Here is a 23,881-nt window from a genome sequence, read left to right on the forward strand (position 1 = left end):
ATACCCTTTGTGAACATGAAGATCGCTTTCGTGGGGAAGGGCGGCAGTGGCAAGACCACGCTGTCCTCACTGTTCATCCGCCACCTCGCCGGCACCGGTTCCCCGGTCATCGCCGTCGACGCCGACATCAACCAGCACCTCGGGGCCGCGCTCGGGCTCGACGAGGGCGTCGCGGGCGAGTTGCCTGCGCTGGGGGCCCGGCTGCCCCTGATCAAGGACTATCTGCGCGGCTCGAACCCGCGGATCACCTCCGCCGACACCATGATCAAGACCACGCCGCCCGGCGAGGGTTCGCGGCTGCTCAGGGTGCGCGAGAACAATCCGGTGTACGACGCCTGCGCCCGCGATGTGGAACTCGACGGCCAGGCCGTGCGTTTGATGGTCACCGGGCCGTTCACCGAGGCCGACCTCGGTGTCGCCTGCTACCACTCCAAGACCGGAGCGGTGGAGCTGTGCCTGAACCACCTCGTCGACGGCCGGGGTGAGTACGTAGTGGTCGACATGACCGCGGGCTCCGACTCCTTCGCCTCGGGCATGTTCACCCGCTTCGACATGACGTTCCTGGTCGCGGAGCCGACCCGCAAGGGTGTCTCGGTCTACCGCCAGTACAAGGAGTACGCGCGGGATTTTGGAATCGACCTGAGGGTGGTGGGCAACAAGGTGCGGGATGCGGACGACCTGGAGTTCCTGCGCTCCGAGGTCGGCGAGGACCTGCTCGTCACCGTCGGGCACTCGGACTGGGTGCGCGCCATGGAGAAGGGCCGCCCGCCGCGCTTCGACCTCCTGGAGGCGCCCAACAAGGCCTCCCTGCAGGCGCTCCAGGACGCGGCCGACGCCACGTACGAGGCCCGCGACTGGGAGCGCTACACGCGCCAGATGGTGCACTTCCACCTGAAGAACGCCCAGAGCTGGGGCAACGAAAAAACCGGGGCGGACCTGGCGTCCCAGGTCGACCCCGGCTTCGTCCTACGGGAGAGCGTCACGGCCACTGCCTGAGCAAGTGCCGGACAGTGCCTACGACTTGGCGGCCGGGGCTCCCGGGACCCCCTTCGGGGCCGGGGCCGGCTTGCCGCCGAGGTAGGACGCCCAGCTCTGCTTCGGGCCCTCGCCCACACCGAGGCCCCCGAGCTTCTTCAGGGTCTTCGGGTCCTGGGCGTCGAGCCAGTCGGTGAGCTGCCGGAAGGAGACGCAGCGGACATCGCGCTTCTTGCAGACCCGCTCGACCGTCTCCTCGACGGCGCGCATGTAGGTGCCGCCGTTCCAGGACTCGAAGTGGTTGCCGATGACGAGCGGCGCGCGGTTGCCCTTGTAGGCGCGGTCGAAGCCCGCGAGCAGGCTGTCGCGCATCTGGTCACCCCAGTACTCGCGCTTCGCGGGATCGCCCTGGGTCGCCGTGCCGGACTGGTTGACCATGAAGTTGTAGTCCATGGTCAGCTGCTCGTAGGAGTGGCCCTTGAACGGGACGAGCTGCATGGAGAGGTCCCACAGGCCGTTCTTCTTCTTGGGCCAGACCTGGTTGTTGACGCCGCTGGTGTCGTAGCGGAAGCCGAGCTCGCTCGCGGCGCGCGTGAAGTTGTCCTTGCCCTCGAGGCAGGGGGTGCGGGCGCCGATGAGCTCCTTGTCGTAGTCGAAGGGCAGCGGAGCGGACCGGTTCAGGCCCGAGTTCGTCCTCCAGCCCTTCACGAACGACTTGGCCTGCTGGATCTCGCTCTTCCACTCGGCGACCGACCACTGGCCGACCCCGCCGTTCTTGCCGCAGAAGTGGCCGTTGAAGTGGGTGCCGATCTCGTTGCCCTCGAGCCAGGCGCCGCGCAGTTGCTCGACGGTGTCCTTGATTCCCTTGGCGTCGTTGAAGCCGATGTCCGAGCGGCCGGCCGAGTGCTGCGGCGCGTGGTACTTGTCCGCCTTGCCCTCCGGGAGCAGGTACACGCCGCTCAAGAAGTACGTCATGGTCGCGTTGTTCGCCTTCGCGACCTTACGGAAGTGCGAGAAGAGCTTCTGGCTGTCCTCGCCCGCACCATCCCAGGAGAAGATCACGAACTGCGGCGGTTTCTGCCCCGGTCTGAGGCGCTCGGCCCGTGGCAGATTCGGCTGCCGCCCGGTGTACGAGGTCGAGCCGTCGCCGATGAGCCGGATCGCGCTGCCCGGCTTGGCCTTCTTCGGGCCGGGAGCGCCCTGGTGGGACTTGATCTTTACGGAGGGGTGCTCGCCGGATCCGCCGGTTTCCCCGGTGGCGCATCCGGCGAGTGCCGCGGCGCACGCCGCGACGGCGGTGATGCCCGCGGCGAGCCGCTTGGCGGCAGTCCTGTGGGTGGCGGCCATCTTCCGCCCACCTTCTTCCTGGAGTCGGCTTGTGTGGCGGTGACATGAGAGAAATGCCCGTTATGCACGGACATCGCCGTCACCGTGGCACGAGAGCCGAACCGAATTAGTCCGACAAGCCGACCAGGATTCTTATTCACTACCGAGAGTGAACCCCTGCCCCATTCGCCCCTTTAATCCGTCCACAATCTTTACTCTGCATTACGATTCATTTACCGAGCGTTGATTTCCATCCCGCCGCTGCACGCCGTGAACCACGGCCGCGATCGACCCCACCCACCACTCAGGGGTCACCCCACATTCCGCGACCGCGCTGCACCCCTGAGGAGACGGGAACCATGTCAGCCTGCGTCCCCACCCACACCAGTGACTCCGACCGGCCGAGCGAGCCCTCGGGCGCCGCCCGCACCGCCCACAGTCCACCTCCACCGCCCGCGCCCCGCCGCTTCCGCATCGCGGGAGCCGACCTCTCCGCGTCCGTCGCGGTCTTCCTCATCGCCCTGCCGCTGTCCCTGGGCATCGCCCTCGCGACCGGCGCGCCCCTGGAGTCGGGGCTCGTCGCCGCCGCCGCCGGCGGCATCGTCGCCGGCTGCGTCGGCGGAGCGCCGCTCCAGGTCAGCGGGCCCGCCGCCGGCCTCACCGTCGTCACAGCCGAGCTGATCCAGCGCTACGGATGGCGGACCACCTGCGCCATCACCGTCCTCGCCGGAATCGCCCAACTCGGCCTCGGCTGCCTCCGGGTGGCCCGCACCGCCCTCGCCGTCAGCCCCGCCGTCGTGCACGGCATGCTCGCCGGCATCGGTGTCACCATCGCCGTCGCCCAGCTGCACATCGTGCTCGGTGGCTCCCCCGACAGCTCCGTGCTCGCCAACGTGGCTTCCCTGCCAGGGCAGTTGGCGGATGCGCAGCCCGCCGCGCTGGGCGTCAGCGTGCTCACGATCACCGTGCTGCTCACGTGGCCGCGCATCCCGGGACGGATCGGCCGCTTCGCCCGCAAGGTGCCGGCCGCACTCATCGCCGTGACCGCCGCGAGCGTGACCGCCGCGTTTCTCGGGCTCAGCCTGCCCGAGGTCGATCTGCCCTCCTGGAGCAGCCACGCGCTCGCCGGGCTGCCGGAAGGGCCCGTGCTCGGCATTGTCGCCGCGGTCCTGACGACCACGCTCGTGTGCAGCGTGCAGTCGCTGCTCGGGGCGGTCGCCGTGGACAAGATGACCGCCAAGCGCTCGGACCTGCCGCCCTCGATGCGCCGCTCGAACCTGGACCGGGAGCTGCTCGCGCAGGGCGCGTCGAACATCGTCTCCGGCTCGCTCGGCGGGCTGCCCGTCGCCGGGGTCGCGGTGCGCAGCACGGCGAACGTGAACGCGGGCGCCGTGAGCGGGAACTCCTCGATGCTGCACGGCGTTTGGGTAGTAGCCGCCACGCTGCTCCTGGTCCCCGTCCTGGAGCTGATCCCGCTCGCCGCGCTCGCCGCCCTGGTGATGGCGGTCGGCATCCAGATGGTGTCGCTGAACCACATCCGCACGGTCACCCGCCACCGTGAGGTCCTGGTGTACGCGGTCACCACCCTCGGCGTCGTCGTCCTCGGCGTGCTCGAAGGCGTCGGGCTCGGGGTCGCGGTCGCGGTCGCCGTCGCCCTGCACCGCCTCGCGCGCACCCGCATCACGCACGAGGTGGACTCCCGCGGCGTCCACCACGTGCGCGTACGCGGGCAGTTGACGTTCCTCGCGGTGCCCCGGCTCAGCCGGACCCTGCACCAGGTGCCGCACGGAGCGAGCTGTGTCGTGGAGCTGGACGGGTCCTTCATGGACCACGCCGCGTACGAGGCGCTGCAGGACTGGCAGAAGTCGCACACCACGCAGGGCGGCAAGGTCGAGATCGCCGGGCGGGGAGGGGCCAGGATCGCCGAACCCGCGCGTGCGAGCCACACCTGCTGCCGGCCCTGGACACCGTGGCGCAACCACCACTGCGACCGCCCCTCGCACGAGTCGCACGACCGGTCGGCGACGCCCGAGGCGACCGTGCCGCGGCGCGCCGGCGGGCACCAACTGGCCAGCGGGATCAGCGCGTTCCAGCGCAATACGGCCCCGCTGGTGCGCGAGGAGCTGGCGCGGCTCGCACGCGAGGGGCAGCAGCCCACGCAGCTGTTCCTGACGTGTGCCGACTCCCGGCTCGTCACGTCGATGATCACGTCGAGCGGTCCCGGCGATCTCTTCGTCGTACGGAATGTGGGCAACCTCGTGCCCCTGCCCGGCGCCGAGAGCGGGGACGACTCGGTGGCGGCCGCCATCGAGTACGCCGTGGATGTCCTCGAGGTGCAGTCGATCACCGTGTGCGGGCACTCCGGATGCGGGGCGATGCAGGCGCTGTTGAGCAGCCCCCCGGACGGCCACGGGGCGCTCACCCCGCTCAAGCGCTGGCTGCGGCACGGGATGCCGAGCCTGGCGCGGATGTCCGACGCGGGGCTGCCCTGGGCGCGGCTCGCGGGGCGGGCGCCCGCCGACGCGGCCGAGCAGCTCTGCCTGACCAATGTCGTCCAGCAGTTGGAGCACTTGCGGGAGCACGAGTGCGTGGCGCGCGCCCTGGAGCGGGGCGCGCTCGAACTGCACGGCATGTACTTCCACGTCGGGGAGGCGCAGGCGTATCTGCTCGCGGAGGCCGACCCGGTCTTCGGACAGGTAGCGGCCACCGCCCTCGACGGCACCCTCGACGAAGGCAGCGCCACGCGAGCCTGAACCAACCCTCCCCCGCCTGCGTGCAACAGATGAGACCGTAGGGCTCCCGACCTGGTCGGGAGCCCTACGCGTACAGGTCTAAACCAATTCGCGGACCCCCCTTGTCACCAGGGGTCGCGGTCTGATGAGCTGTGGCCTGGGACACAACGGTCGCCTCCGGCACAAACACTGCATGGGAGATGTCGTGAGCAACGAAAGCCTGGCCAACCTTCTTAAGGAGGAGCGACGCTTCGCGCCGCCCGCTGACCTGGCCGCGAACGCCAACGTCACGGCGGAAGCGTACGAGCGGGCCACGGCTGACCGGCTCGGCTTCTGGGCCGAGCAGGCGCGCCGCCTCACCTGGGCCACCGAGCCGACCGAGACCCTCGACTGGTCGAACCCGCCGTTCGCCAAGTGGTTCAAGGACGGCAAGCTCAACGTCGCGTACAACTGCGTCGACCGCCACGTGGAGGCGGGGAACGGCGACCGCGTCGCCATCCACTTCGAGGGCGAGCCCGGCGACAGCCGCGCGATCACCTACGCCGAGCTCAAGGACGAGGTCAGCCGGGCCGCGAACGCCCTGACCGAGCTGGGAGTTCAGACCGGTGACCGGGTCGCCGTCTACCTGCCGATGATCCCGGAAGCCGTCATCTCGATGCTCGCCTGCGCGCGCATCGGCGCCGCGCACTCCGTCGTCTTCGGCGGCTTCTCGGCAGACGCCATCGCCAAGCGCATCGAGGACGCCGACGCGAAGGTCGTCATCACCTCCGACGGCGGCTACCGGCGCGGCAAGCCCTCCGCGCTCAAGCCCGCGGTCGACGAGGCCGTCAGCAGCGTGCAGGGAGTCGAGAAGGTCCTCGTCGTCCAGCGCACCAAGCAGGACGTGGCGTGGACCGAGGGCCGTGACGTCTGGTGGCACGAGCTCGTCGGCCGCCAGTCCGCCGAGCACACGCCGCAGGCCTTCGACGCCGAGCAGCCGCTCTTCATCCTGTACACGTCGGGCACGACGGGTAAGCCGAAGGGCATCCTGCACACCTCCGGCGGCTACCTGACGCAGGCTTCGTACACGCACCACGCGGTCTTCGACCTCAAGCCGGAGACGGACGTCTACTGGTGCACGGCCGACATCGGCTGGGTCACGGGACACTCGTACATCACGTACGGCCCGCTCTCGAACGGCGCGACGCAGGTCATCTACGAGGGCACCCCGGACACCCCGCACCAGGGCCGGATCCCCGAGATCGTGCAGAAGTACGGCGTCACGATCCTCTACACGGCACCGACGCTGATCCGTACGTTCATGAAGTGGGGCGACGAGATCCCCGCGAAGTTCGACCTGAGCAGCCTGCGCGTGCTCGGCTCCGTGGGCGAGCCGATCAACCCCGAGGCCTGGGTCTGGTACCGCAAGCACTTCGGCGCCGACAAGTGCCCCGTCGTGGACACCTGGTGGCAGACCGAGACCGGCGCGATCATGATCTCGCCGCTGCCGGGCGTCACCGAGACCAAGCCGGGCTCCGCCCAGCGCGCACTGCCGGGCATCTCGGCGACCGTCCTCGACGACGAGGCGAACGAGGTGCCCGACGGCGGGGGCGGCTATCTCGCCCTCACCGAGCCGTGGCCATCGATGCTGCGCACCATCTGGGGCGACGACCAGCGGTTCATCGACACGTACTGGTCCCGCTTCGAGGGCAAGTACTTCGCCGGTGACGGCGCCAAGAAGGACGAGGACGGCGACATCTGGCTGCTCGGCCGGGTCGACGACGTCATGCTCGTCTCCGGGCACAACATCTCGACCACCGAGGTCGAGTCGGCGCTCGTCGCGCACCCGGCCGTCGCCGAGGCCGCCGTGGTCGGCGCCGCCGACGAGACGACCGGTCAGACTATCGTCGCCTTCGTGATCCTGCGCGGCAGCGCGGACGCCCAGGACGAGTCGCTGGTGGCGGAACTCCGCAACCACGTGGGCACCGTGCTCGGCCCGATCGCCAAGCCCAAGCGGATCCTGCCGGTCGCCGAGCTGCCCAAGACGCGCTCCGGCAAGATCATGCGCCGCCTGCTGCGCGATGTCGCGGAGAACCGGGCGGTGGGCGACGTCACCACGCTCGCCGACTCCTCCGTGATGGACCTGATCCAGGCGGAGCTGCCGTCGGCGTCCAGCGACGACTGATCCGCGTACGGCCCACACGGCCAAGGGAACGGGCATCCGGCGAGCGCGCCGGATGCCCGTTTCGTACGTAAGGTGAAGATCGCCAAGGAGACCGGGGCACCCTGTAGGGTAAAAGTCGCGTCAACGACGCGACAGAGATCCGACAGGATCCAATAGGTGCGCCGGGAAGTCTGGTCGGCAACGCAGTCAGCCGTACCCGACCGGAGGTCCCACCCGTGAGCGCGCCCAAGAACAAGCAGGACCGAAAGGCACTCGGCCGGCTCTCGCTGCCCGAGCGGACCTTCGTGGCCGACGCGCTGCGCACCGAGACCGTCGGCGGTGTCCTGCTCCTCGTCGCCGCGGTCGCCGCGCTCGTCTGGTCCAACATCCCGGCCCTGCACCACAGCTACGAGGCCGTCAGCGACTTCCACCTGGGGCCGGGCGCGCTCGGCCTCGACCTCTCCATCGAACACTGGGCCGCCGACGGGCTGCTCGCCGTCTTCTTCTTCGTCGCCGGCATCGAACTCAAGCGCGAGCTCGTCGCGGGTGACCTGCGCGATCCCAAGGCCGCCGCGCTGCCGGTCGTCGCCGCTCTGTGCGGCATGGCCATGCCCGCGATCGTGTACGTGATCGTCAACGCGACCGGCGGCGGCTCGCTGTCCGGCTGGGCCGTGCCGACGGCCACCGACATCGCCTTCGCGCTCGCCGTCCTCGCCGTCATCGGCACCTCGCTGCCGAGCGCCCTGCGCGCGTTCCTGCTGACCCTCGCCGTCGTCGACGACCTCTTCGCGATCCTGATCATCGCGGTCTTCTTCACCGACGGCCTGAACTTCGCCGCGCTCGGCGGCGCGTTCCTCGGCCTCGCCGTCTTCTGGCTGCTGCTGAGGCAGCGGGTGCGCGGATGGTACATCTACGTACCGCTCGCCCTGGTCATCTGGGGGCTGATGTACAACAGCGGCGTCCACGCCACCATCGCCGGTGTCGCCATGGGCCTGATGCTGCGCTGCCACCGGGAGGACGGCGAGGAGCGGTCGCCCGGCGAGCGCATCGAGCACGTGGTGCGGCCGCTCTCCGCGGGGCTCGTGGTGCCGCTGTTCGCGCTGTTCAGTGCCGGTGTCGCGGTGTCGGGCGGGGCCCTGGGCGACGTATTCACCAAGCCCGAGACGCTGGGCGTGGTGCTGGGGCTCGTCGTCGGCAAAGCCCTCGGGATCTTCGGCGGTACGTGGCTGACCGCCCGGTTCACCAAGGCCTCGCTCTCCGACGAACTGGCCTGGCCCGACGTGTTCGCGGTGGCCTCGCTCGCCGGCATCGGCTTCACGGTCTCGCTGCTCATCGGGGAACTCGCCTTCACCGACGACCCGTTGCTGACGGACGAGGTCAAGGCGTCCGTGCTGGTGGGCTCGCTGATCGCGGCGGTCATCTCCAGCGTGCTGCTGAAGATCCGGAACGCCAAGTACCGGGCCCTGTGGGAGGCCGAGGAGCGCGACGAGGACCTCTCCGGGGTCCCGGACATCTACGAGGTGGGCGATCCGGAGTACCACCTTCGGATGGCCGAGATCTACGAGCGGAAAGCCGCGGAACACCGGAGGCTTGCGCAAGTGGCGGCCGGGGCAGGCGGCGAGGACGAGCGTCCGGCATGATCTGACGGAGAATCGGCGCAGTACGCGCATACGGAGCTGCTACAAGGTTCCAAAGAAGAGCTTCTACAGAAGAACAGGGGAGTACGCGATGAGCGCACCCGACGACAACCCGGTCGGCGCCGAACGCAGCGTCGGCCAGCTGTTCGCATCGGCGACGGCCGAGATGTCCGCGCTGGTGCACGACGAGATCGCGCTGGCCAAGGCGCAGCTGAAAACGGACGTGAAGCGCGGAGCGACCAGCGGTGGCGCGTTCATCGCGGGAGTGGTCGTCCTGACCTTCTCGCTGCCGATGCTGAGCTTCGCGCTCGCGTACGGGATCAACGCGTGGACCGGCGGGTTCAACGGCGACGGCGGCTGGAACATGGCCTGGTGCTTCCTGCTCTCCTTCGCCGCGAGCGTGATCATCTTCCTGCTGCTCGCGCTCGTCGGCGTCGTCTTCGCCAAGAAGGCCAAGCAGGGCAAGGGCCCGCAGAAGACCGCCGCCTCGTTCAAGGAGACGGCGGGCGTACTGCAGAACGCCAAGCCGCACCCCCGTGAGGTGAGCGTGGACGGGCATGACACGAAGGCCATCGAAGCTGTGGCACGCTCGTCTGCATGACGGACCCCGCCACTCCTTCGGCTCAGCCGCCCGCGTCCTTCGTGCTCCTCGACGTCCCCGGCGGGCACAAGGTGACCCACCGGGACGTCGCGGCCAACGGCGCGCGCTTCCACATCGCCGAGATGGGTGACGGGCCGCTGGTCCTGCTCCTGCACGGCTTCCCGCAGTTCTGGTGGACGTGGCGGCACCAGCTCGCCGCGCTCGCCGACGCGGGCTTCAGGGCCGTCGCGATGGACCTGCGCGGAGTGGGCGGCAGCGACCGTACGCCGCGGGGGTACGACCCGGCGAACCTCGCGCTCGACGTCACGGGCGTGATCCGCTCCCTCGGCGAGCCCGACGCGGCGCTCGTCGGCCACGACCTCGGCGGGTATCTCGCCTGGACCGCGGCCGTGATGCGACCCAAGCTGGTGCGCCGGCTCGTGGTCTCCTCGATGCCGCATCCGCGCCGGTGGCGCGCGGCGATGCTGGCGGACTACCGGCAGTCGCGCTCGGGCTCGTACGTCTGGGGCTTCCAGCGTCCCTGGCTGCCCGAGCGTCAGCTCCTCGCGAACGACGGCGAGTTGGTGGGCAAGCTGGTCCGGGACTGGTCGGGGCCGCACCAGCCCGACGACGCGGCCGTGCGGACGTACCGGCAGGCCATGTGCATCCCGTCGACCGCGCACTGCTCGATCGAGCCGTACCGGTGGATGGTGCGCTCGCTCGCGCGCCCCGACGGGATCCAGTTCAACCGGCGGATGAAGCGCCCCGTGCGGGTGCCGACGCTGCATGTGCACGGCTCCCTCGACCCGGTGATGCGCACGCGCAGCGCGGCGGGCTCGGGCGAGTACGTGGAAGCCCCGTACCGCTGGCGCCTCTTCGACGGCCTCGGCCACTTCCCGCACGAGGAGGACCCCGCGGCGTTCTCGAAGGAACTGGTCAACTGGCTGAAGGATCCCGAGCCCGACCGGTAGGCCGGGAACGTGTGTTCCTCGAACGGCCAATTGCCTGGCGCATAACCCGATTTGGGGAGCGTGAGGGCGGTTACCGACCATGGGGCAGGGGCACACGTCGGGGTATGGGCTGGACGCACGACTACAGTGACGCAGCACGCAATCGCCGCCCAGCGATGACGCTGGGCTCTCCCCAGAGGGGGGCGCCGGACGGCTGGTCGGCGCACGATCCCCGACTGGGCATTCCTCGTATTCTGCGGCGCCGCGCCCGGTGGGTGTCCGCGCGGATCCGGCACGGCAGTCGGGGCTGAACGCCCTTCCACCACCGCGGACTACAGCGCGCAGGCGTCCGTGTCGACCTGCTGGTTCGCCGCGCGGCCTCGCGCGATGTCGGTCCGGATCTCGTCGCCCGACAGCGCGTAGCCCGTCTCCGAGTCGTCGAGCGACTTGGCGAAAACCACGCCGTAGACCTGGCCGCCCGGAGTGAGCAGCGGTCCGCCGGAGTTGCCCTGACGGACCGTCGCGAACAGCGAGTACACATCGCGGCGCACGGTGCCGCGGTGGTAGATGTCCGGGCCGTTCGCCGTGATGCGGCCGCGTACGCGCGCGGGGCGGACGTCGTACGCGCCGTTCTCCGGGAAGCCCGCGACGATCGCGCCGCCGCCGCGCTGCGCGTCGGTCTCCGTGAACTGGAGCGGGGGCGCCTTCAGGGCCGGCACGTCCAGGACGGCGATATCGCGCTTCCAGTCGTAGAGCACGACCTTCGCGTCGTACTTCACGCCCTCGCCGCCTATCTGGACGGTGGGTTCGTCGACACCGCCGACCACATGCGCGTTCGTCATCACGCGGCGGTCGGAGAACACGAAGCCGGTGCCCTCGAGGACCTTGCCGCAACTGGGCGCCTGGCCCACGACCTTGACGATGGACCGCTTCGCGCTCCGCGCCACCTGGCTGCCCGCGAGTGCCGGGTCCGGCGGCTTCACATCGGCGATCGGTTCGTTCGCGAACGGGCTGAAGACCTGCGGGAACCCGTTCTGCGCGAGGGTCGAGGAGAAGTCCGCGAACCAGGTGTCCGCCTGTGTGGGCAGCGCCTGCGAAACGCCCAGCAGCACCTTCGAGTTGCGTACTTCCTTGCCGAGCGTGGGCAGCGTGGTGCCGGCCAGCGCGGAACCGATCAGCCAGGCGACCAGGAGCATCGCCGCCACGTTCACCACCGCGCCGCCCGTCGCGTCGAGCGCGCGGGCCGGGGACCAAGTGATGTACCTGCGCAGCTTGTTGCCCAAGTGCGTCGTGAAGGCCTGTCCGACGGAGGCGCAGACGATCACGACGACCACGGCGACGACCGCGGCGGTCGTGGTGACTTCCGCGTCACTGGTGATCGCGTCCCACAGGAGAGGCAGCGCGTAGACCGCGACCAGTCCGCCGCCGAGGAAGCCGATCACCGACAGGATGCCGACGACGAAACCCTGGCGGTAGCCGACGATCGCGAACCACACGACCGCGGCGAGCAGCAGGAAGTCCAGCACGTTCACCGATTCACGCCCCGCCTTGCATCTCGCCTCGTCCCAGTCGGCCTGTGCTCGTGATTCACGGCGTCCACCCTGTCACGACCGCCAATCGAGTGGGACCGTCTTTGATCGGTCCCAGGGGCGCTCCCACCCCGCGTAGTGCAGCAGCCGGTCGATCACGCCCGCGGTGAACCCCCAGACCAGCGCCGACTCCACCAGGAAGGCGGGGCCCCTGTGCCCGCTCGGGTGGACCGTCGTCGCCCGGTTCTCCGGGTCCGTGAGATCTGCCACGGGGACCGTGAAGACCCGCGCCGTCTCCGCCGGGTCGACCGCCGCGACGGGTGAGGGCACCCGCCACCACCCCAGTACGGGCGTGACGACGAAGCTGCTCACCGGGATGTACAGCTTCGGCAGCACGCCGAAGAGCTGGACGCCGCCGGGGTCGAGGCCCGTCTCCTCCCACGCCTCCCGCAGGGCGGCGTGCAGCGGGCCCGCGGCGAGCGGGTCGCCGTCCTGCGGGTCGAGGGCGCCGCCGGGGAACGAGGGCTGGCCCGCATGGGATCTGAGCGAGCCCGAGCGCTCCATGAGCAATAGCTCGGGCCCGCGCTCCCCCTCGCCGAACAGGACCAGCACGGCGGACTGCCGACCGGCACCGCTCTCCGGCGGCAGGAAACGGCTGAGCTGCTCGCCACGGACCGTGGCGGCGGCGTGGGCCACGGGGTCCAGCCAGGCGGGAAGCCCCTCGGTCCGGAGCGTCACGTCGGAGGGCGGCGGAGAACCCGACCCCTGCGCCCCGCCGCTCATCCCGCCGATCTCGCTCACGTGCTTCATCGCCGCCCCCTCGCGGTGTGCTGGGCCCGAGGCCCCCGAATGCCCTCCGATGCGGTCCGTCACGTCTCCCGGCCGGCCAGGGGCGGCGCCGGGAGGCCGCCCGCGTCCAGGTAGGACTGCGGGGGCTTGAGGCGCTGGCCGGGAAAGCCGCCCTTCTCGTACTTGAGCAGCTTCTCCGCCTTCTGCGGGTCCGTCTCCCCCTCCCCGAACGCCGGGCAGAGCGGGGCGATCGGGCAGGCGCCGCAGGCCGGCTTGCGGGAGTGGCAGATGCGGCGGCCGTGGAAGATCACGTTGTGACTCAGCTGAGTCCAGTCGCTCTTCGGGAAGAGCGCGCCGACGGCCGCCTCGACCTTGTCCGGGTCCGTCTCGTCGGTCCACTTCCAGCGGCGGACCAGGCGGCCGAAGTGTGTGTCGACGGTGATTCCGGGCCTCCCGAACGCGTTCCCCAACACCACGAAGGCCGTCTTGCGGCCCACGCCGGGCAGCTTGACCAGGTCTTCGAGGCGGCCGGGCACCTCGCCGCCGAAGCCCTCGCTCAGCGCCTTGGCCAGGCCCATGATCGAGCGGGTCTTGGCGCGGAAGAAGCCGGTCGGCCGGATCAGCTCCTCGACCTCCTCCGGGTTGGCCGCGGCCAGGTCCTCGGGGGTCGGGTACTTGGCGAACAGGGCCGGCGTCGTCTGGTTGACCCTCAGGTCCGTGGTCTGGGCCGACATGACCGTGGCCACCAGGAGCTGGAAGGGGCTCTCGAAGTCCAACTCCGGGTGGGCGTACGGGTACACCTCCGCGAGCTCCCGGTTGATCTTCCGCGCACGCCGCACGAGCGCCGTGTGCGTCTCGGGGCGTGCGGCCGTCTTCTTCGCGGCGGCCCGCGCGGGGGCCGCCGACTTCTTCGCTGTGGGCTTCTTCGCGGGCGCGGACATCGGCTAGGCGGCCTTCCCCTGTGCGGACACGGACTTCAGTACGGGCTCGGCCCCGATCACGCTCACCGGGGACGCCATCAGCGCCCTGGTCACGGCCTCAGGGGCACCTTTCTGCGCCTGTTCGCCCACAGCGGAATCGAGATCGTCCGCCACCGTCACGACCCCCTTCGCCTGCGCTCTCACCGGCTTTTTGAACACTCGGCCAGCCTAAAGCCCGGCACTGACATCCGCCCCGAAGCCACTGGATCGCTCCACGATTGGCCCCCTCCCCCTCGGGTTGTGGCGCGGGTGCGGCAGACTTGTGTACGAGTGACTGATCACACTGTTTGGACCGTCCGGCAAAATGGGCAGTGAAAATGATCGACAACCGGGGCGATCCGGTCGATTCGATCGGGCCCACTCCCGATGCAGGCGACATAGGAGAGAAACTCGTGGACGACGTTCTGCGGCGCGCCCCGCTCTTCGCGGCGCTCGATGACGAGCAGGCCGCGGAGCTCCGCGCCTCCATGAGTGAGGTGACCCTCGCACGCGGCGACGCCCTGTTCCACGAGGGCGACCCCGGAGACCGCCTGTACGTGGTCACCGAGGGCAAGGTGAAGCTCCACCGCACTTCCCCCGACGGGCGGGAGAACATGCTCGCCGTCCTCGGCCCCGGCGAGCTGATCGGCGAGCTGTCGCTGTTCGACCCGGGACCGCGCACCGCCACCGCCAGCGCCCTCACCGAGGTCAAGCTCCTCGGCCTGGGCCACGGCGACCTGCAGCCCTGGCTGAACGTCAGGCCCGAGGTCGCCACGGCCCTGCTGCGGGCCGTCGCCCGGCGCCTGCGCAAGACCAACGACCAGATGTCCGACCTGGTCTTCTCCGACGTGCCCGGCCGCGTGGCCCGTGCACTCCTCGACCTGTCGCGCCGCTTCGGCGTGCAGTCCGAGGAAGGCATCCACGTCGTGCACGACCTGACGCAGGAAGAGCTGGCCCAGCTGGTCGGCGCCTCCCGCGAGACGGTCAACAAGGCGCTCGCGGACTTCGCCGGCCGCGGCTGGCTCCGCCTGGAGGCCCGCGCCGTGATCCTCCTGGACGTGGAGCGCCTCGCGAAGCGCTCGCGCTGACACCACACGCCTACGTTGACGGGTCCCGCCACACCTCGTGGCGGGACCCGTCTACGTAGTGGCACAAAAAGCGGTACCCGTCTACGAAGAGACGCCTCTACGAAGAGACGCACAGGGGAGCCACTCATGACACAGCCGTCCGATCTCGTCACCCGTTTCGAGGCAGAGCGCGGGCGGCTGCGCTCCGTGGCGTACCGGATGCTCGGTTCGCTGAGCGAGGCCGAGGACGCCGTGCAGGAGGGGTGGCTGCGGCTCCAGCGGGCCGAGAGCGGCGACGTACGGAACCTGGGCGGCTGGCTGACCACTGTCGTCGGGCGGATCTGCCTGGACATGCTGCGGGCCCGTACAGCGCGGCGTGAGGACCCTCTGGAGGACGGGGCCGCCGAGACCCACGTGCCCGACCCGGTGGTCCGTCCCGCCGACCCCGTCCACGAGGCCGAACTCGCGGACTCCGTCGGGCTCGCGCTGCTCGTCGTCCTGGACACCCTCGCGCCCGCCGAACGCCTCGCCTTCGTACTGCACGACATGTTCGCGGTGCCGTTCGAGGACCTCGCCCCCATCGTGGAGCGCACCCCCGCGGCGACCCGGCAGCTGGCGAGCAGGGCGCGCCGCCGCGTGCAGGGCTCGACCGTGCCGCCGGGCGCCTCCTTGGCGCGGCAGCGCGAGGTCGTCGACGCCTGGCTCGCCGCCACGCGCGTGGGTGACTTCGAGGCGCTGCTCGAACTCCTCGACCCGGACGTCCTGTTGCGGGTCGACGCGGGCGGCGGCACCGCCTCCGGCATCCTCCGCGGCAGCCTGGCCGTGGCCAAGCAGGCCGCCTTCTACGGAAAGCTGGCGCAGGCCGCCTACCCGGCGTTCGTCGGCGACGGCCTCGGCATCGTGCAGGCGCCCCGCGGCCAGGTCGTCGCGGTACTCGCCTTCACGTTCCGGGACGGCAAGGTCGTCGGCGTCGACATCATCGCGGACCCGCCGCGCCTCGCCGCGCTGGGCATCGGGTGGGTGGGCCCCCGCGGCGAGTGACCCGCGCCTTGGGCCCGGCGTGGGGTGCGGTCGCGGGGCTCTGCCCCGGACCCCGCCGCCCAATCGCCGCGGGGGCTTGAATGGGCGCTCTAGATCAACCCGTGTTCCCGCAGATAGTCGAGCTGGGCCCGCACGCTCAGCTCGGCCGCGGGCCACAACGACCGGTCCACGTCCGCGTACACGTGCGCCACGACCTCGGAGGCCGCCGCGTACCCCTCCTCGACGGCCGTCTCCACCTGAGCGAGCCGGTTCGCCCGGTGCGCCAGGTAGAACTCGACGGCGCCCTGGGCGTCCTCGAGGACCGGGCCGTGGCCCGGCAGCACCGTGTGCACCCCGTCGTCGACCGCCAGGGAGCGCAGCCGGCGCAGCGAGTCCAGGTAGTCGCCGAGGCGGCCGTCCGGGTGGGCGACCACGGTCGTGCCGCGCCCGAGGATGGTGTCACCCGTCAATACGGCCTGATCGGCCGGGAGATGGAAGCACAGCGAGTCCGCGGTGTGCCCCGGCGTCGGCACGATGCGCATCTCCAGGCCCCCCGTGGTGATCACGTCACCGGCGGCGAGCCCCTCGTCGCCGAGCCGCAGCGCCGGGTCGAGCGCCCGCACCTTCGTCCCGGTCAACTCGGCGAACCGGCCCGCCCCTTCGGCGTGGTCCGGGTGCCCGTGCGTGAGGAGGGTGAGCGCGACCCGCTTGCCCGCCTTCTCGGCGATGTCCAGCACGGCGTGCAGGTGCTCGTCGTCCAGCGGGCCGGGGTCGATGACGACGGCGAGGTCGCTGTCCGGTTCGGCGACGATCCAGGTGTTGGTGCCGTCGAGGGTCATCGCGGACGCGTTGGGCGCCAGGACGTTGACCGCGCGGGCGGTGGCGGGGCCCGAGAGGACCCCGCCGCGCGGCTGGCCCGGCAGGGCCGCGGCTTCGGTCATGAGGTTGCTCCCCCGTCGCTGTCGCGCTTCCCGGTCGGGATGTGCTTGGTGAACTCGTCGTGCCCCGGCCAGGACAGCACCAGCTCGTTCTCCTCCATGCGCGCCTGTGCGAGTACGGGAGTGAGGTCGCGCCCCGCCGCCCCCGCGAGGGCGTCACGCACCTCGCCGTACGCCTCCAGGGTGCGCAGCGTCGCGATCGTCGGCGGCATCATCGTCAGCTCGCCCCGGTCGTACTCCGCCGCGGCCCGCCCCGGAGTGATCCACACCGTGCGGTCGGCCTCGGAGGAGTCGTCGCTGGTGCGCTGGCCCGCCGGGAGCGCGGCCGCGAAGAACCACGTGTCGTAGCGGCGCGGCTCGAACTCGGGGGTGATCCAGCGGGCCCACGCGCCGAGCAGATCGGAGCGCAGCACCAGGCCACGGTTCTCCAGGAACCCGGCGAAGGACAGGTCCCGGTCGATCAGCGCCTGCCGGTCGGCCTGCCACCGCTCGCCCGTCGTGTCGTCGACGACGGTGTCCGGGGTCGGCCCGGCGAGCAGCACGCCCGCCTCCTCGAACGTCTCCCGCACGGCGGCGCAGACGATCGCCTGGGCCTCCAGCTCGGGCACGCCGAGCCGCTCGGCCCACTGCGCGCGCGTGGGGCCCGCCCAGCGCACCAGTCGGTCGTCGTCGCGCGGGTCGACGCCGCCGCCCGGATACGCGTAGGCGCCGGCCGCGAACTTCATCGACGTACGTCTGCGGAGCATGTGCACCTCGACGCCCTTGGCGCCTGCGGTGTCTTCGATGTTTCTGAGCAGCATCACCGTCGCCGCCCTGCGCGGCGTCGCGGGCGTGAGCGTGCCGGCGGCGAGGCCGCGGATGCGTTCCGGCCACTCAGGGGGATACCACTGCCCATTTGCCATGGCCGGAGGCTAACCGCTGGCGGCCGGATGTTCGAGAGGCCGCCCGAAACCAAGATCGGACGGCCCCTCGATCACGAACCCGTACGCCTACGCGTACATCTACGCGTACGCACACACGCGTACGTCAGCGGCTCACACCTCGGTGAGCTCCACCTGGATCTCGACCTCGACCGGCGCGTCCAGCGGCAGCACGGCCACGCCCACGGCGCTGCGCGCGTGCACGCCCTTGTCGCCGAGGACCTCGCCGAGCAGCTCGCTCGCGCCGTTGATGACGCCGGGCTGTCCGGTGAAGTCGGTGGCGGAGGCGACGAAGCCGACGACCTTCACCACGCGCGCGATGCGGTCCAGGTCACCGGTGACGGACTTCACGGCCGCCAGCGCGTTCAGCGCGCAGGTACGGGCCAGGTCCTTGGCCTGCTCGTCGGTGACCTCGTCGCCGACCTTGCCGGTCAGCGGCAGCTTGCCGTCGACCATGGGCAGCTGCCCGGCCGTGTACACGTACATGCCGGACTGCACGGCCGGCTGATACGCGGCGACCGGAGGGACGACGGGCGGCAGGGTCAGGCCGAGCTCGGCGAGCCGTGCGTCGACGACGCCGCTCACGCCTGCTTCTCGCGCTTCAGATAGGCCACCAGCTGCTCAGGGTTGTTCGGCCCCGGCACGACCTGGACCAGCTCCCAGCCGTCCTCGCCCCACGTGTCCAGGATCTGCTTCGTCGCGTGCACGAGGAGCGGCACGGTCGCGTATTCCCACTTCTTTGCCATGGGGCCGACTGTATCCGTCCGGACATGGCCGAAGCGTTCCGGAGGCTGCTGCGTGGATGTCCGACCTACTGGTTAGGCTCGAATACGTGAGCAGGCTCCAGGTCGTCAGCGGCAAGGGCGGGACCGGAAAGACCACGGTCGCCGCTGCACTCGCGCTCGCCCTCGCGACCGAGGGAAAGCGCACTCTCCTCGTGGAGGTGGAGGGCAGACAGGGCATCGCGCAGCTCTTCGAGACGGAGGCGCTCCCCTACGAGGAACGGAAGATCGCCGTCGCGCCCGTATCAAGAGGTGCATCGCGTAGCGATTCGGGCAAGGGTGGCGGCGGGCGACGGGCGGGAGAGGTGCACGCGCTCGCCATCGATCCCGAACTGGCGCTTCTGGACTACCTCCAGATGTTCTACAAGCTGGGCGGCGCCGGCCGCGCCCTGAAGAAGCTGGGCGCGATCGACTTCGCGACCACCATCGCGCCGGGCCTGCGGGACGTACTCCTGACGGGCAAGGCCTGCGAGGCCGTGCGCAGAAAAGACAAACAGGGGCGCTACATCTACGACTACGTGGTGATGGACGCGCCGCCCACCGGCCGCATCACCCGGTTCCTCAACGTGAACGACGAGGTGGCCGGGCTCGCCAAGATGGGCCCGATACACAATCAGGCGCAGGCGGTGATGCGGGTCCTCAAGTCCCGTGAGACCGCGGTGCACTTGGTGACCCTCCTCGAGGAGATGCCGGTGCAGGAGACCCTCGACGGGGTCGCCGAGCTGCGCGCCGCGAAGCTGCCCGTCGGCCGGATCATGGTGAACATGGTGCGACCCACGCTCCTCGGGGAACCCGCCCTGGCACTGGCCTCCGACGGCGAGGTCCGCCCCGCGGTCGCCGAGGCCCTGACGGCCGCCGGTCTCGGCAGCGCCAAGCGGCTCGCCGGCCCGCTGCTCGCGCAGGCCGGGGAGTACGCCGAGCGCTACGCCCTGGAGCGCGCCCAGCGCGATCAGCTCGCCGAGGCGGACCTGCCCCTGCACGAACTGCCGCTGCTCACCGAGGGCCTCGACCTCTCCGGGCTCTACACGCTCGCCGAGGAACTGCGACAGCAAGGGATTTCATGACACTGAACCCTTCGGGCACGCTCGACGTCGACCCGCTGCTCGACGACCCGCAGACCCGCATCGTGGTGTGCTGCGGCAGCGGCGGCGTCGGCAAGACCACCACGGCCGCCGCCCTGGGGCTGCGCGCCGCCGAGCGCGGCCGCAAGGTCGTCGTCCTCACCATCGACCCGGCACGCAGGCTCGCCCAGTCCATGGGCATCGACTCGCTGGACAACACGCCGCGCCGGGTGAAGGACATCGCCACCGCCGAAGGCGCGGAGGGCGGCGAACTGCACGCGATGATGCTCGACATGAAGCGCACCTTCGACGAGATCGTCGAGGCGCACGCGGACGAGGAGCGCGCGAAAGCGATCCTGGGCAACCCCTTCTACCAGTCGCTCTCGGCAGGCTTCGCGGGCACGCAGGAGTACATGGCGATGGAGAAGCTGGGCCAGCTGCGCTCGCGCGACGAGTGGGACCTGATCGTCGTCGACACGCCGCCCTCGCGCTCCGCGCTCGACTTCCTGGACGCGCCCACCCGCCTCGGCTCCTTCCTCGACGGGAAGCTGATCCGGCTGCTCATGGCGCCCGCGAAGGTCGGCGGCCGCGCGGGCATGAAGTTCCTGAACGTCGGGATGTCGCTGATGACCGGCACACTCGGCAAGCTGCTCGGCGGCCAACTCCTGCGCGATGTGCAGACGTTCGTGGCCGCGATGGACACGACGTTCGGCGGCTTCCGTACGCGCTCGGACGCCACGTACAAGCTGTTGCAGGCGCCCGGCACGGCGTTCCTCGTGGTCGCCGCGCCGGAGCGGGACGCGCTGCGCGAGGCCGCGTACTTCGTGGAGCGCCTGGCCGCGGAGAAGATGCCGCTGGCCGGTCTCGTACTGAACCGGGTGCACGGCAGCGGCGCGAGCCGGCTTTCGGCCGAGCGGGCGCTCGCCGCCGCGGAAAATCTTGACGAGAACCGCATTGTGGATCAGACGGGCGGGAAGGAAGAGGATCGTGCCACTCCCGAGGCACTCCCCGAGGCACCTTCCGAAGCGCCCTTTGAGGCATCCGAGACATCCGGCGCCGACTCCACGGCCGAGCCCAGCATTGAGCAACTGACCGCGGGACTGCTGCGGTTGCACGCGGAGCGCATGCGGCTGGTCGCCCGCGAACAGCGCACGCGTGACCGCTTCACCGCGCGGCATCCCGAGGTCGCCGTGACCGAGGTCGCGGCCCTGCCCGGTGACGTACACGACCTGACAGGCCTCAGGGACATCGGGGAACGGCTCGCGGCCGGGGGCACTCCGGCCGGAGCGTGAGCCGTACAGCGGTTGACGGTGCGCCGGCTATCCGACGGCCGCGTACCTCTCGTACGTCTCGTCGTTCTCCAGCTCCACGGGCAGCAGGCCCGCGCCGCGCTCGTACTCCGTACGCGCCGTCTCAAGGAGATGGCGCCACGAGGTGACCGTCGGACGCCTGCGCAGCAACGCGCGGCGCTCTCGCTCCGTCATGCCACCCCACACGCCGAACTCGACGCGATTGTCCAGCGCGTCCGCCAGGCACTCGGTCCGCACGGGACATCCCGTGCACACCGCCTTCGCCCGGTTCTGCGCTGCTCCTTGAACGAACAGTTCGTCCGGATCGGTAGTGCGGCAGGCCGCCTGCGCACTCCAGTCGACTACCCAGCCCATACCGGCGCCGTCCTCTCCCGAATCGAGGCTCCCCCACGGCGGCAGCGGCATATTCACCGCCGCCAGTTGAGGACGTTACGGAAGGTGGGCACAGCGCAACACCCCCTTCGGGCCCAATCTTGAATGGTCCGAACGGACTATGCGTGAGCGGCAGATCACCCGACGGAGTGACCGAAGGACATGCGTAATAACCCCGGCAAAACGGGACAGTTCACTTGAGTCACAACGGTCATCGAGTGACACACAAGGCCAAGTCGGACACCCCTGGAGCCCTGTGCGAAGCTCCACGAGAGGGTCCGGGAATGACTACAAGAGGCACTTCATACGTACGGGGAACGATTCGGGGTCGTCCCGCATCTTGATACGAGACCGCACTGCTGTGACAGTTGAGTGCAGCTTAGGCCAAGGCATATACGCCTGTCCGGAGAATCGGCACGTAGGCTGCCCCGCATGGGAAAGAAGCGCTCGGGCGGTGGCGGCGGTCTGTCGCCGGCCCAACAGGCCGCCAAGTTCCTCGGAGTCAGCGTGCTCGCGGGAGCCGTACTGGCGGGAATCGCCCTGCCCGCGGCAGGCGCGCTCGGCCTCGCGGCCAAGGGATCCGTCGAGGGGTTCGACGAGATCCCGGCGACGTTGAAGACCCCGCCGCTGAGCCAGCGCACCACGATCCTGGACAACCAGGGCGGGAAGATCGCGACCGTCTACTCGCGCGACCGCACGGTCGTGAAGCTCGACGACATCTCGCCGTACATGCAGAAGGCGATCGTCGCGATCGAGGACTCACGGTTCTACGAACACGGCGCCGTCGACGCCAAGGGCATCCTGCGCGCGATCAACGCCAACGCGCAGAACGGCGGCGTCTCGCAGGGCGCCTCCACCCTCACCCAGCAGTACGTGAAGAACGTATTCATGGAGGAGGCGGGCGACGACCCGACCAAGCTGGCGCAGGCGACTCAGCAGACCATCGGCCGCAAGGTCAAGGAGCTGAAGTACGCGATCCAGGTGGAGAACGAGGTCGGCAAGAAGAAGATCCTCAACAACTACCTGAACATCACGTACTTCGGAGAGCAGGCCTACGGCGTCGAGGCCGCGGCCCAGCGCTACTTCTCCAAATCGGCGAAGGACCTGAACATCCAGGAGTCGGCGATGCTCGCCGGCATCGTGCAGTCACCCAGCCGCTACGACCCCGTCAACGACGAGGCCGAGGCGAAGAAGCGGCGCAACATCGTGCTGCAGCGGATGGCCGAGACGCACGACATCACGCAGGCCGAGGCCGCCGAGGCCAAGAAGACACCGATCGGCCTGAAGGTCAGCAGGCCGCAGAACGGCTGCATCACCGCGGAGCGCGGCGCGGCGTTCTTCTGCAACTACGTCAGGAACGTCTTCCTCAACGACCCGGCCTTCGGCAAGACGTCCGAGGATCGCGCCAAGGTCTGGAACCGCGGCGGCCTGACGGTGAAGACGACGCTCGACCCGCAGACGCAGGACTCCGTGCAGGAGTCGGTCAAGCGGCACGTCTACCAGACGGACAAGGTCGACGCGGCGGGCGCGTTCGTCGAGCCGGGCACCGGCAAGGTCCTCGGCATGGGCCAGTCGAAGCCGTACGGCTCGGACGCCAGTAAGAACGAGTCGGAGATGAACTACTCCGTCAACTACCGGGACGGCGGCTCGAACCTGGGCTTCCCGACGGGTTCGACGTTCAAGCCGTTCGTGGCGGCCGCGGCCCTGGAGAAGGGCACGCCGGTGACGAAGCAGTACCCGGCGCCGTACCAGATGCCGTACCCGAGCCGCGTCCAGACGTGCAGCGGCAAGCCGTGGGTCAACGACGGCGGCTACAAGCTGGAGAACGAGAACGAGTCGGAGGTCGGCCCGTACCGCCTCAAGGAGGCGATGGCCAAGTCCATCAACACGTACTTCGTGCAGATGATCGGCGACATCGGCATGTGCCCGGTCGTGAAGATGACCGACAAGCTGGGCGTGGTGCAGGGCAACGGCAAGAAGGTCGACGAGGTGCCCTCGTCGATGACCCTCGGCTCGACGGGTCTCTCGCCGCTGACCATGGCCTCCGCGTACGCGGCGTTCGCCAACCGCGGCACGTACTGCACGCCCGTCGCCATCGACGCGATCACCGACCCCAACGGCAAGGCGCTCTCCGTGCCGAAGTCGAAGTGCTCGCGGGCGATGTCGACGTCGACCGCCGACAAGATCAATACGCTGCTCAGCGGCGTGGTCGACTCCGGTACGGGCAAGACGGCCGGCCTCACCGGCCGGGACAACGCGGGCAAGACCGGTACCACCGACGGCCGTAAGAACGCCTGGTTCGCCGGCTACACGCCGAACCTGTCCGGCGCCGTCTGGGTCGGCAGCGCCTCGCAGGCCGTCGAGATGACCGACATCACCATCGGTGGCCAGTACCACGACAAGGTCTTCGGCGCCGATACGCCGGGGCCGATCTGGCGGGACGCGATGAACGGCGCGCTGTCCGGCAGGGACGCGCCCACCTTCAACAAGGTGAACATCCCGGACCCGGACAAGAAGAAGTCCAAGGGCAAGAGCAAGAAGCCCGAGTCCGGGGACCACACGGACGACGGGGGCAACGGCGACACCGACCCGCTGCCCGACATCTCGATCCCGCCGGACCTGATCGGCGGCGGGAACGGGAATGGGAACGGGGGCGGCTGGGGCCGCCACTGACCGCCTCCGGCGGATGACGAGGAGAGGGGGGCCCCCCCCCGGGGGGGGGCGGTTGGCCCGCCCCCGGGGGGCGCCCCCCCCCCGCCCCCCCAAAGGGGGGGGGGGGGGCCCCCCGGGG

At 70.1% G+C, this 23,881-nt stretch carries 21 protein-coding genes; 12 read left to right on the plus strand and 9 right to left on the minus strand.

The window, feature by feature from the left end; translation table 11 throughout:
• The first annotated feature begins 15 nt into the window (after nucleotides 1-15).
• Nucleotides 16-996, plus strand: a complete 981-nt coding sequence (locus ABT004_RS11720; protein ID WP_351334429.1) for an ATP-binding protein — start codon at nucleotides 16-18, stop codon at nucleotides 994-996.
• Between the two features lie 18 nt (nucleotides 997-1,014).
• Here ABT004_RS11720 and ABT004_RS11725 read toward each other — a convergent pair whose 3' ends face one another.
• The gene (locus tag ABT004_RS11725; protein ID WP_351334431.1) at nucleotides 1,015-2,322 is read right to left on the minus strand and encodes a polysaccharide deacetylase family protein; all 1,308 of its coding nucleotides are present in this window, start codon (nucleotides 2,320-2,322) and stop codon (nucleotides 1,015-1,017) included.
• 338 nt (nucleotides 2,323-2,660) lie between these two features.
• On the opposite strand from ABT004_RS11725, the gene ABT004_RS11730 reads away from it, so the two are divergent.
• The 6 genes from ABT004_RS11730 (at nucleotide 2,661) to ABT004_RS11755 (ending at nucleotide 10,654) form a co-directional block, all read left to right on the plus strand.
• Complete coding sequence (locus ABT004_RS11730; protein ID WP_351334434.1) at nucleotides 2,661-5,054, plus strand: bifunctional SulP family inorganic anion transporter/carbonic anhydrase; 2,394 nt, start codon at nucleotides 2,661-2,663, stop codon at nucleotides 5,052-5,054.
• Between the two features lie 172 nt (nucleotides 5,055-5,226).
• The gene (gene acs / locus ABT004_RS11735; RefSeq protein ID WP_351334436.1) at nucleotides 5,227-7,197 is read left to right on the plus strand and encodes an acetate--CoA ligase; all 1,971 of its coding nucleotides are present in this window, start codon (nucleotides 5,227-5,229) and stop codon (nucleotides 7,195-7,197) included.
• Between the two features lie 215 nt (nucleotides 7,198-7,412).
• Entirely contained in the window at nucleotides 7,413-8,816 is a 1,404-nt protein-coding gene (gene nhaA, locus ABT004_RS11740) for a Na+/H+ antiporter NhaA (protein WP_351334438.1), read from the plus strand.
• Between the two features lie 88 nt (nucleotides 8,817-8,904).
• On the plus strand, nucleotides 8,905-9,414 hold the full coding sequence (locus ABT004_RS11745) for a phage holin family protein (RefSeq protein ID WP_351334441.1): 510 nt from the start codon (nucleotides 8,905-8,907) through the stop codon (nucleotides 9,412-9,414).
• Nucleotides 9,411-10,364, plus strand: a complete 954-nt coding sequence (locus ABT004_RS11750; RefSeq protein WP_351334443.1) for an alpha/beta fold hydrolase — start codon at nucleotides 9,411-9,413, stop codon at nucleotides 10,362-10,364. Before ABT004_RS11745 ends, ABT004_RS11750 begins: the two co-directional genes overlap by 4 nt.
• Nucleotides 10,365-10,468: 104 nt before the next feature.
• Nucleotides 10,469-10,654: a hypothetical protein gene (locus ABT004_RS11755; protein ID WP_351334445.1), complete on the plus strand. Its 186-nt coding sequence runs from the start codon at nucleotides 10,469-10,471 to the stop codon at nucleotides 10,652-10,654.
• Between the two features lie 21 nt (nucleotides 10,655-10,675).
• Here ABT004_RS11755 and ABT004_RS11760 read toward each other — a convergent pair whose 3' ends face one another.
• The 3 genes from ABT004_RS11760 to nth all read right to left on the minus strand — a co-directional run bounded on the left by ABT004_RS11760 (nucleotide 10,676) and on the right by nth (nucleotide 13,602).
• Complete coding sequence (locus ABT004_RS11760; RefSeq protein ID WP_351334448.1) at nucleotides 10,676-11,875, minus strand: MarP family serine protease; 1,200 nt, start codon at nucleotides 11,873-11,875, stop codon at nucleotides 10,676-10,678.
• 72 nt (nucleotides 11,876-11,947) lie between these two features.
• Entirely contained in the window at nucleotides 11,948-12,655 is a 708-nt protein-coding gene (locus tag ABT004_RS11765; protein WP_351334480.1) for an NUDIX hydrolase, read from the minus strand.
• 86 nt (nucleotides 12,656-12,741) lie between these two features.
• On the minus strand, nucleotides 12,742-13,602 hold the full coding sequence (nth, locus tag ABT004_RS11770) for an endonuclease III (protein WP_351334450.1): 861 nt from the start codon (nucleotides 13,600-13,602) through the stop codon (nucleotides 12,742-12,744).
• 431 nt (nucleotides 13,603-14,033) lie between these two features.
• Here nth and ABT004_RS11775 point away from each other — a divergent pair, with 431 nt between their 5' ends.
• Nucleotides 14,034-14,708, plus strand: a complete 675-nt coding sequence (locus ABT004_RS11775) for a Crp/Fnr family transcriptional regulator (protein ID WP_164258843.1) — start codon at nucleotides 14,034-14,036, stop codon at nucleotides 14,706-14,708.
• 126 nt (nucleotides 14,709-14,834) lie between these two features.
• Nucleotides 14,835-15,728, plus strand: a complete 894-nt coding sequence (locus tag ABT004_RS11780; protein WP_351334452.1) for a sigma-70 family RNA polymerase sigma factor — start codon at nucleotides 14,835-14,837, stop codon at nucleotides 15,726-15,728.
• Between the two features lie 89 nt (nucleotides 15,729-15,817).
• Here the strand turns inward: ABT004_RS11780 and ABT004_RS11785 are convergent, their stop codons facing one another.
• The 4 genes from ABT004_RS11785 to sp36 all read right to left on the minus strand — a co-directional run bounded on the left by ABT004_RS11785 (nucleotide 15,818) and on the right by sp36 (nucleotide 18,311).
• Nucleotides 15,818-16,648, minus strand: coding sequence for an MBL fold metallo-hydrolase (locus tag ABT004_RS11785; protein ID WP_351334454.1), 831 nt, complete (start codon nucleotides 16,646-16,648; stop codon nucleotides 15,818-15,820).
• Nucleotides 16,645-17,547 (minus strand): NUDIX hydrolase, encoded by a 903-nt coding sequence (locus ABT004_RS11790; RefSeq protein ID WP_351334457.1) that lies wholly within the window; start codon nucleotides 17,545-17,547, stop codon nucleotides 16,645-16,647. Before ABT004_RS11790 ends, ABT004_RS11785 begins: the two co-directional genes overlap by 4 nt.
• A 132-nt stretch (nucleotides 17,548-17,679) precedes the next feature.
• Nucleotides 17,680-18,150, minus strand: coding sequence for a RidA family protein (locus tag ABT004_RS11795; protein WP_351334459.1), 471 nt, complete (start codon nucleotides 18,148-18,150; stop codon nucleotides 17,680-17,682).
• Nucleotides 18,147-18,311 carry a Sp36 family protein gene (gene sp36, locus ABT004_RS11800; protein ID WP_073494871.1) on the minus strand — a complete coding sequence of 55 codons (165 nt, stop codon included), beginning with the start codon at nucleotides 18,309-18,311 and terminating at the stop codon, nucleotides 18,147-18,149. The genes ABT004_RS11795 and sp36 overlap by 4 nt, the downstream gene beginning before the upstream one ends.
• Before the next feature lie 86 nt (nucleotides 18,312-18,397).
• Between sp36 and bagA the strand changes: the two genes are divergently transcribed.
• A complete protein-coding gene (bagA, locus tag ABT004_RS11805) occupies nucleotides 18,398-19,411 on the plus strand; it encodes an ATPase BagA (protein WP_351334463.1) in 1,014 nt (337 codons plus the stop codon).
• Nucleotides 19,408-20,700, plus strand: coding sequence for an ATPase BagB (gene bagB, locus ABT004_RS11810; RefSeq protein ID WP_351334466.1), 1,293 nt, complete (start codon nucleotides 19,408-19,410; stop codon nucleotides 20,698-20,700). The genes bagA and bagB overlap by 4 nt, the downstream gene beginning before the upstream one ends.
• 27 nt (nucleotides 20,701-20,727) lie before the next feature.
• Here the strand turns inward: bagB and ABT004_RS11815 are convergent, their stop codons facing one another.
• Nucleotides 20,728-21,072 carry a WhiB family transcriptional regulator gene (locus ABT004_RS11815; RefSeq protein ID WP_351334469.1) on the minus strand — a complete coding sequence of 115 codons (345 nt, stop codon included), beginning with the start codon at nucleotides 21,070-21,072 and terminating at the stop codon, nucleotides 20,728-20,730.
• Between the two features lie 450 nt (nucleotides 21,073-21,522).
• Here ABT004_RS11815 and ABT004_RS11820 point away from each other — a divergent pair, with 450 nt between their 5' ends.
• Nucleotides 21,523-23,763: a transglycosylase domain-containing protein gene (locus ABT004_RS11820; protein WP_351334471.1), complete on the plus strand. Its 2,241-nt coding sequence runs from the start codon at nucleotides 21,523-21,525 to the stop codon at nucleotides 23,761-23,763.
• Nucleotides 23,764-23,881 lie beyond the last annotated feature (118 nt).

The organism is Streptomyces sp. NPDC002790 (assembly GCF_040295505.1).
GTDB lineage: Bacteria > Actinomycetota > Actinomycetes > Streptomycetales > Streptomycetaceae > Streptomyces.